Genomic DNA, 9,542 nt, shown 5'->3' with positions numbered 1-9,542 from the left:
AGGGCATCGGAAACGGATTGTTTGTTATACATACGCTTTACCAGCTCCACAAGGTCACCGCCCTCCTTAATGGCGTAGTCGTACCACAGGTTCTCCTTCTTGCTGACCTTGAACGATGCGGTCTTCTCGTCCCTGAAGGGTGACAGATACCAGTAGGCATTGCCCTTCTTCTTTTTCAGCGTTACATTCTCCTTGTCTAAGAAGTCTATAATGCTCAGTTTCTTCGATTGTTCAATATTCATTGTACTTTCATTTGTTCGGTTTTACTTTGTCCATGGAAACAGTTTACTTTACCCTTTCTCCTATATAGGCACACCCGTAAACTAAACCATTTGCTAAACTACTTTTCCGCTTCCCAATTCAGCCTCCGATTTCGGTTTACTTTGGCCTTATTTCTTATATATAGGTACGGACGTAAACTAAACTGGTTTCTGAACTGTTTTTATTCCTCTTCATGGAACAGGTCAATCTCGGCAGGTGTATATCCGAAATAGTAATGATTATCCCGCTTCACTATGAGCTTTTGCTCGTTAATCAGGTATTTCAGCATTTTGATGATGACGCTTCTGCCACGCTTAAAGCCAATGTCTGCATAGGCTTGCGTTAATTCCTCCACCATGCGATCGAATCCTTTGATAGGTTTCTCCTTGAATGCAGCCGTCAGCGCCTCGTTATGCTGTTCGGATGTCAAGTCTTGGTAAGTAAACCTTGACGGTTGCTTGTCACCTTCTTCCTTCTCCGGCGTGTGCTCGACAATCTCTGGCAACCCTTCCTCATTGACTGTAAAGGCAAACGGCTTGAACTCCTTCTCACGGATGTGCATCGCCTTCACCTCGCTGATGTCGGGATTGGTGGTGCTCTTGGTGATGACAAGCACCGTCTCTGCCTTGTTGTTCATCTCCGTACCGATATGCCCGCGCACGTTATTGTCGCCCTTGTTCTGATGCAATACGCAATGGATGTGCAGGTCATACTTTGATGACCATTCCATCATCTTGTTGATGACCTCGACCGATTCTCCCGCATTGTTGATGTCGAGAAGCAGGTCTCTGATTCCGTCGATGATGACCAGTCCATAGCTTTGGTCTTGGGCAAGCGCATAGTCTATGACCTCTATCCTGACGGAGGGCGTGTACTCTCTCAGACAGATAAAGTCAAGGTTCTCGTTGTCGATGCTTGTAGGTAGACCAGCGAGCTTCAGGATGCGCTCCAGCACATTATGGCAGTGATAGCGGCTCTGCTCCGTATCTACATACAGTATCTTGCGTTTCCCCTCTGGCAGACTGGCGCGATAGTTCAGTACCTTGCCGTTGGCGAGGGAAGCGGCTACCAAGGCAGACACGTTGAAGGTCTTTTTCGCCTTTGCCTTACCAGTAGAAGCACTGAAGTTGCCCAATGTGGCTATGCTGGAATTATCAACCCATATAATCTGAGGAGGTGTTTTATAAGTATCTGTTGCCTTTATCAACGATTCGCTCAATATGCGATTGAGACGCTGTACTCCTTCCTCTTTTGAGTTAGGCTGTACATGTTTGTTATTTTCTTCCATTTTCATTCTTTCGGATTATCAATTTCTATTTTCGTTACCATTCCAATGACCTCTTGTTTGTTTTGGAGCAGCCACTTGTCGATTTCTTCTCTATTAAAATACAGCATTTTTCCCCTTGGCTTATAGTGTGGAACTTCTTTTGCGGCTGTAAGTTTGTATAGCAGGCTTTCAGAAACACCAATATACTTACATGCTTCGTCAAACCCCAAGACGGTTTTGGTCTGCTTGACCATCTTCTCCAATTCCTCGATTCGCTCTATTAGTTTGTCAATAGGTCCCAAAGCCTCCAAACTGTCTTCTATTGCGACAATTCGCTCATAGAGTCTAAAATGTCTTTCATTCATGTGTCACGTACCTTAATTAAATTGTTTACAGACAGTAGCACGGTTATATTAGCCGTCTATTCTTTCTTTGTGTAGATAGTACATATTCCTCTGCTTCTCTTTGAATCTCGTTCTTCGATTTGCCCTTGGTTCCTTGAAGCCATTCATCTATCTCAGATTTGAGGAACATGATGCGTTTGCCTCTCTTGTGAAACGGTATTTCCCGATTGCTTGTCCAGCAATATATGGTATGCTCTACCGGATGTGTTGGGAGATAAGCACATAATTCAGCAACCGTAAACCATGTTTCTTCTTTTTCTGATTGAACAAGTTCATATATACCATCAATCTTGTCTTCTAATGATGACAGCTTTTTCAGTACCCCCGTTATAGCGTTGGGAATATCTTCAAATCTTATACTATTTTCTTCCATGCTAATTATTTTTTATGATTTTTGATGCAAAGTTATGGGGAGACTGTCACTAAATAGAAAAAGTAACGTGATAGTAAGGCAGTATCAACCAAACTATCACGTTTTTACTTTCATTTAGCAGAATTATTGTGATTTATTCCTCTCTTAATATCTGTTCGATGGATTTGCAGATGGCATATTGACTTGCTGTCATGGAAACGTTTCTTCTTATCCTTGAAAGAGAAGAGGAAAGACAACTTGAAGTTATGAATTTCTCTGTTCCATCCTTTTTGATACTGGTTAAGAAGCGACCTTCTCCCATGACATATTGCCAATTATTGTTTATCAAATGGTATTGAGCCATAGCGTCAAACAGTACGGCTACATTACGTACATTCTTTACACGGATAGATGCGTCCAAGTCGCACTTGAATAGGCGACACAACTCGCTACGCACATCACTGTTGTCGGCAAAATCAAATATGTCGTGACTTTGGACAAGTTCTACCAACAAATCCATCTGTCTGTCTGACAATTGGCATCCCAAAGTGAGGATGGACGATTTCTTTCGGGTAAGGATTGGCAGACCAGTACCCACATGTTGAAGAAACAACTCAATAAGTTCCTGCTTGGAATAATCTTCTTTTTTCTTGATTATTGACACACACTTAGAGTCTCTAAACAAAGTACCAATAATGCCAATTGCCATCTGTCGCGAGTTCTTACAACGTGCACAATCACAGTCAATATATTGGTGACTGCGCTCAAATAGTTCTATGAAGTACTCTGTCTTCATATGATTCTTTTCAGCTTGAAGATACCAACTTCTTGCGATCTCAAACAACTCATACAGTTCTCTGTAGAAGTCTTCTGTACACTCCACATGTTTGTGGACACGCTTGCTCTCTTCAAAAAGAGAGAAGCCAAAAAAGGCTGTCTTTTTTCATTTTTATCTGTTTATTGTTATAAATGTTTGGTTTCCACGAAAGGTTAAAGTGCCAAAACAATAGCATCATTACATAGAATGTTGAAAATGAAAGGCACTAAAAACCACCTGTACAATAAAGGACTTATTGATACAAGTGGTCTTCTATACTAAGTGCTTACAAATGATAATCACTATTCATCTATGTCCAACTTAAAAGCTTCTGTAGCTTCATCTTTCTTCTTGTCAATTACTTTTGCGTAGATTTGCGTGGTTTTTACATTGGTATGCCCTAACATTTTGCTTACGGTATATATGTCTGTACCGTTAGCCAATTGTAACGTTGCATAGGTGTGGCGGAAGCAATGAAAGGTGATGTGCTTGGTAATCCCTGATGCTTTTACCCACCGTTCCAAAGGCCTAGATATCCATGAAGGGTCAGGCAGTCCGGCAAACACCAACAGTTCTCCGTCTTTCTTGCGCTCACCGCAAAGCTTGTATGCCTGTGGCGATATAGGCATGTATTCAACGCCCTTAGTCTTCTGCTGAGTGAAATTGAGACGGTACCCACCATTGTATTCTTCAACCTCTGACCATTTAAGCTTTTGAATATCGCTATGTCGCATTCCTGTCAGTGCAGAGAACAAGGCTGCCCGTTTTAGTATATCATCACACGGAGTCTTTGCCAATATATTAAGTTCTTCCAGTGACAGATACTCTCTTCGAGCACTCTGAAACATGATATTTTTAGCCTTGGCAGCAATATCACAATTCAGATAGCCATCCACGAAAGCTTGTTTGAGTGCCGCCTTGAAGATAGAGAAGTACGTCGATGCCGTATTCCTTGAAATAGTTCCTTTCTTAGAACCACCCTGCGGTGCCTTTATCAAGAAGGAACGGAATGCCTCAATATACTTCATGTCAATCTGCGAGAACTGTATGTAGTCACACTTGGCAAACATTGACAACAGTGTGTGCAATCTGCGCCAGTTGACAACTATCGATTCTGACGCAGTTTCCTCTCTTTCTTTGATTAACTTCTCAATATACTCCAGAACATTGCATTTTGAGCGTTCGCTTTGTTCTGCCATTTCCATTTGCTGGTCAGTAAAGAGAGCCATGTTGTCGTACTCTTTTTGACGCAGGACTCGAACGCCATCCGCATAAAGGCAAGTTTCCATATCTTGCTTGGATTTACACTGAATAACGCCATTGTCATCTCGCTTGGGCTTGTACTTTATTCTACCAGCAACGGCTCGCTCGCTTCGTCGTTTATCCCATATAGGGGTAGTAATAGACCTCCTGAGATATTCACGCACTCGTTTGGGTTTGTCATTTCCCGTCTCATAAACAGGATAAGCTTCAAGATAGATGAACCACTCATCTCTCCACTCACTTTTCTTTAATTTGACGGAGACTTTAGTATAATCTAATCTTTTCATAATGGTTTTATATCTTTATAAAGTTTGTCTATTGATTCCTTGTGAGCATACACATAATTACCGATTTGCCGGGTCGGTATTGAGTATTTTCGTATATGAGCATACACGGTGCTGTCATCCAGATGAAATTTCTTGGAAATCTCACCTATTGTATAGCAATCCTCTGGTTCCATGCGGTACATGGTAACTGGTTTCCTTGGCTTGGTGTCAAGCGGAGACTGTCTTAACGGAAACAGATTCATTAGTTCTCCTTTGCATACAAGTCGTATTCCTTTCTCTGGCTCAATGAAGGAAATCTTTTTCATGTAGATGAGCCTATAAATGGTTGAGCGGCTTGCACCAAACATAGCATACGCTTCCGTTATGCTGATATACTCTTTAGACTTGGGCATATTGCTTACAATCTTGTCCAGTTCAAGTTGGCGTTTTTCTTCATCATGCTTACGCTTCCACGCCACCTTGGAGCATTTGGGTGAACAATACCAGGACTCCAAAGTCCTTGCGAAGAACTCTTCTCCGCACACAGGACATTTCCGTACTATCTTATACTTTGCTACTGCCATAATTCATTCATTTTGTAGTTCTTAATATCTATTCTTCTCATCATATCTACTTTTTCTTACAGGTACAAATAAGGTACAGATGTTTATAATAATAACGCAAAGATAGCAATATTATTGTGTACGGCCAAAAACAAGAAAAGCGTGTAACTCATTGAGCTACACGCTTTCCATTTGATATTGTATTCTTATTTCTCTATGTGCTTATTTCACATCCTCAAAAGTAACGCCCGATATATTGTATTTGTCATCAATCCCTTGTAACAAAACAGTTCCTCCAGCTTTAGGGCTATTCTTTGTACCGTATGTATATATGTTGCGGAAAGTTACATTGTGTATATATGGACCACTAGATGGAACTACTACGAATTCTCCATATCCACAACTACCTGGACCACGCCGTCCTGGGCCAGTTTTGATATTGTTGGGGCGCGGCTTCTCTATTGGACGAGTACCAACCAACTGAAGGGCAGGAGTCATTTTAATTAAATTATAAGGTTTGTGCCCATTGATTCTGATATTTTCGAAGCAGAGGTTCTCCATACTCATTTCACCTGTGGGGTGTAACCAAAATATTTGTACCCGGTCACGGTCAGGGAAGTGGATGACATCAATATTTCGTGCCGTGAAGTTGCGGAATGCCGGACAACTACTTTCAGTAGCCATACGAAATACATTGGCAAAATCTACCCAAAATACACAATTCTCTACCGTGATATTCTCTACTGACTTAGAATGACTTTCACCTCCTGCACGAGTGATGCCTTTGGGGGAAACGGAATCATCGTCCGTACGAAAGAAGCAGTTGCGTATCGTTACATTGCTGGAATTGCAAGGATCTACCCCGTCATCATTTCCCACTCGCGAACCGGCCAAACGGATATGGTCAATCAATACACGGTCGCAATCTTGCGGAACAATAGTCCAATAATAAGAGCCTTTCAAAATAATATCTTTCATCACCAAGTTATTGCAATGTTTGGCATTAATCATATAATCTGTTGGACCGGCATTGTGTTCCCAATCGGAACCGTCTAAAATGCCACGACCGCAAATCGTAATATTGTCACCAGTTGCTTCTATTCCTGCATTGACTACGGCACCTCCTGCTATATATAGTGTCTGATTGTCGGTAAGTTTTATTAATCCATTTTTCGGATTATGTTCACCCGGACCATAGTAAATTACATTCGGGTCATCTTTGGAGGGAATACTTTTTTCCAATTCATTACTGAAGAGAATCAAAGGGCTGTTACAACCGTCTGGTTCAAAAGAAATGTCACAAGGAGTATCTAGCTTAAAAGTAGCTATGTTTTTATTTACCGATGGACGGATGCCGTATTTGTCAGGCAAAATATTCAGTTTGCTCAGTTGGAAATTACTTTTTACAGTAATCGTTACCGTACCCGAAAAATCGAAGTAAGCAATTGAATATTTCTTGTCGTGGTGTTGTGTACTGGCTGTATATACCGGTATAGTTATGCCGTTGACTTCAACTGTATAATCAGAGGACAGAGGTTCGGTTTGTGGTACCGGATAACTAACTACTTTGGCTCCGATGTTCATGCTTGTAGCAAAGATTAGCACAAAGCTCAAAATCAATTTTTTTAATAATGTTTTCATAATGTATATTTTGTTTATATATGTTTTGTTATAATATATAGAATGGAATTGACTCTTCTTTCTTGTCTATCGCTATTTATCTCAGTCCGGATGTTCCTATTGTGCAATCTCAAATTCTCCTTTCAAGCGGATGTCTTTTGATGAAGAACCAATCATGACTTTGAACATGCCCGGCTCAACGGTGAAATTCATTTGTTTGTCCCATATCCCCAGCTCTTGTGGTGTGAGTTCGAAATGTACGGTATGCGATGCTTCCGGTTTTAGAGTGATGCGCTCGAATCCTCTCAGCACTTGTGTATAGGTGGTTACGCTGCTGACTTCATCGCGCAAGTAAAGCTGTACCACTTCATCTCCTTCGCGCTGACCGATGTTCTTGATGGTGCAACTGATGGAGATGTTGCCTTGTACTCCTTGTTTGGATGGAGATATTGCAAGGTCACTATATTGGAAAGTCGTATAGCTTAGTCCATGACCGAAGGGGTAGAGCGCACCATAGACAGAAGTCTCGGAGCTTTCATCAGAACCGGGCTTGAAAGGAAAAGCAAAGGGTATCTGCCCAACGGATTTAGGGAAGGTCACGGCGAGGCGTCCTCCGGGGTTGTAGTCACCAAACAGTGCTTCGGCTATGGCTTGTCCTCCGAATTCACCAGGAAACCAGGCATGGATGATGGCAGGAACATGGGTAGCGGCGAAGTTGATGGATGAGGCGCGTCCGTCAATCATTACCAATACCACTGGTTTGCCTAATTGGCAGATTTTTTTGAGTAATTCTTTCTGTCTGCCGGGCAAGTCCAATGAAGTGCGTGACCTGTCTTCTCTTACGGTAAGTTCGTTTCCTCCTAATACCATTACGGTAACTTCCGCTCCCTTTGCCGCCTCTATGGCTTCTTCCATCATTTGCGCTTCTTGGGCAGCCTTGGGAAATTCAAGGACTTCGCTTTCGGGGAAGTGGGGGTCGATGATGTCGCATCCTTTCTTATAAACAACGTCTGCTTGGGGAAGCATCTTTTTGATACCTTCGTAAATGGTGGTAATGTGTGCGTTGGCTGGGCCATATCGGCAGATTAGCTGTTGTCGCTCGTCGGCATTTGGACCGATGACGGCTACTGAGCGTATCGACTTGGAAAGTGGAAGTGTCTGGTGTTCGTTTTTGAGGAGTACTAACGATTGGCGTGCGGCTTCCAGCGCAAGTTGTTGATGTTCGGGACTGTGTACTATTTGTCCGGCTCTCTTTTCGTCGCCACGATAAGGGTTGTCGAAAAGTCCGAGCCAGAACTTCACGCGTAGAATCTCGGCAACACGTTGGTTGAGTGTTTCTTGGGAGATTTTTCCTTTCTTTACGGCACTGCGCAGCGGAAGGATGAAGTCGGCAGGTGGTGTGAAATGGGTGCGGATGTTGAGTCCGGCATTAACGGCTTGCGCTACGGCATCTTCATATCCGTTGGCCACTTGATGTTTGGTGGAGATAAATTCTACGGCTTCACTGTCGGAAACCACATAGCCTTTGAATCCCCATTCTTGTCGAAGAATTTCGGTGAGGAAATGATAACTGCCTGTGATGGGTTCGCCGTCATAGTCGTTGTACGAACTCATTACTCCCAGCGCACCGGCTTCGTGGAAGGCCACTCTAAAAGGATCGAGATAGAGTGTGCGCATTTCTCGGGGAGCTACGTGGGGGTCGGTACGTGTTTTTCCGTCACGTCCACCTACCGGTATGCTATAGACGGCAAAATGTTTTGGGGTAGAGACCAGCTTGTTCTTTTGTAGGCTCAGAATCATTTGCTTTCCCATTTGTCCTGCATGATAGGGATCTTCGCCATAGGTTTCTACGCATCGTCCCCATCGGGGATCTTGTGCGATGTCGAGGATGGGGGAGTATATGTTGGTATATCCCAGTACGGAGGCTTCACGGGCTTCAGCTTCGCCTATTTGGGCTATTAGTTCTTTGTTCCATGTAGCTCCTTGTCCGCATTGGGCAGGAAAGTAGGTCGCCCGGTCATGGCATAGCCCCCGGATGCCTTCGTTGGTGAAATCTACCGGGATTCCCAGCCGTGTATTTTCTACGAACCAGCGTTGAATGGCGTGCTTCGTCTTTACGTGGTGTGCATAGGGGAAAGAGTATGCAGACTTGAAGCTGCCAAGCCCATTGTGCTCTTCATCAATATTCCCGATGCCATCTTTCCATACTTCGTTTTTCCAGTTATCACTTGGAAGGGCGTCATTGAGTACGCGGCCTGAACCATACAGTGTAGCCATCTGGCAACTTTTTTCTTCGAGAGTCATTTGCGAGAGCAGGTTTTGCACCCTTGCTTCAAGTGGGGCGTAGCTGTCTTCGTAGATGTCCTTCACGCCATTTTTGTTAAAGTCAATCCATCCTTTGTGATAGATGTTTTTGACGGTTGACTTGTCCTTCTCGTAATCGAGTATCGAGTTGCTCCACAACTGCTGGCTGCAAATCATGGATACAAGGACGGTTGTTAGGTATCTATTCATACTGATAAAACAATTGGTTGATGTTTTTTGATAATATACGTATCAAGCAGGACTGTTACCTAAACCTGATAGTTAATTTGCCGGGGCGATTGAGTATTTCTACTTTTTGGTTCGTAATTTCTTATATGCTTATAAATTATATCACTAGTGTCCACTAAAAATTTTTTGGTCACTAGTCGGTTAAAAATTAAATAAATTCGATTCACTTGAATCAT

The 9,542-nt window shown here is 42.9% G+C and carries 9 protein-coding genes; all 9 read right to left on the bottom strand.

Annotated features, from left to right (window positions below):
• Window positions 1–242 (bottom strand): CHC2 zinc finger domain-containing protein (locus tag ABUA47_RS20565; RefSeq protein ID WP_349831959.1); only part of this gene is annotated, 242 nt, incomplete at its 3' end.
• 200 nt (window positions 243–442) lie between these two features.
• Window positions 443–1,549, bottom strand: a complete 1,107-nt coding sequence (locus ABUA47_RS20560; protein ID WP_005812867.1) for an AAA family ATPase — start codon at window positions 1,547–1,549, stop codon at window positions 443–445.
• Between the two features lie 2 nt (window positions 1,550–1,551).
• Window positions 1,552–1,893 (bottom strand): helix-turn-helix transcriptional regulator, encoded by a 342-nt coding sequence (locus ABUA47_RS20555; RefSeq protein ID WP_005812869.1) that lies wholly within the window; start codon window positions 1,891–1,893, stop codon window positions 1,552–1,554.
• A 43-nt stretch (window positions 1,894–1,936) separates the two neighbouring features.
• Window positions 1,937–2,305, bottom strand: a complete 369-nt coding sequence (locus ABUA47_RS20550) for a helix-turn-helix domain-containing protein (protein WP_004320284.1) — start codon at window positions 2,303–2,305, stop codon at window positions 1,937–1,939.
• A 133-nt stretch (window positions 2,306–2,438) separates the two neighbouring features.
• Complete coding sequence (locus ABUA47_RS20545; protein ID WP_224204818.1) at window positions 2,439–2,948, bottom strand: hypothetical protein; 510 nt, start codon at window positions 2,946–2,948, stop codon at window positions 2,439–2,441.
• Between the two features lie 455 nt (window positions 2,949–3,403).
• On the bottom strand, window positions 3,404–4,651 hold the full coding sequence (locus tag ABUA47_RS20540) for a site-specific integrase (RefSeq protein ID WP_005812874.1): 1,248 nt from the start codon (window positions 4,649–4,651) through the stop codon (window positions 3,404–3,406).
• Window positions 4,648–5,214: a hypothetical protein gene (locus ABUA47_RS20535; RefSeq protein WP_005812876.1), complete on the bottom strand. Its 567-nt coding sequence runs from the start codon at window positions 5,212–5,214 to the stop codon at window positions 4,648–4,650. Before ABUA47_RS20535 ends, ABUA47_RS20540 begins: the two co-directional genes overlap by 4 nt.
• A gap of 201 nt (window positions 5,215–5,415) precedes the next feature.
• Window positions 5,416–6,834: a glycosyl hydrolase family 28 protein gene (locus tag ABUA47_RS20530; RefSeq protein ID WP_349824548.1), complete on the bottom strand. Its 1,419-nt coding sequence runs from the start codon at window positions 6,832–6,834 to the stop codon at window positions 5,416–5,418.
• A 96-nt stretch (window positions 6,835–6,930) separates the two neighbouring features.
• Entirely contained in the window at window positions 6,931–9,294 is a 2,364-nt protein-coding gene (locus tag ABUA47_RS20525; protein ID WP_370448312.1) for a glycoside hydrolase family 3 N-terminal domain-containing protein, read from the bottom strand.
• Window positions 9,295–9,542 lie beyond the last annotated feature (248 nt).

The sequence above is a fragment of the Bacteroides sp. RTP31139st1_H2_RTP31139_211217 genome, assembly GCF_040227615.1.
Lineage (GTDB): Bacteria > Bacteroidota > Bacteroidia > Bacteroidales > Bacteroidaceae > Bacteroides > Bacteroides uniformis.
This window is presented reverse-complemented; position numbering and strand designations above follow the sequence as displayed.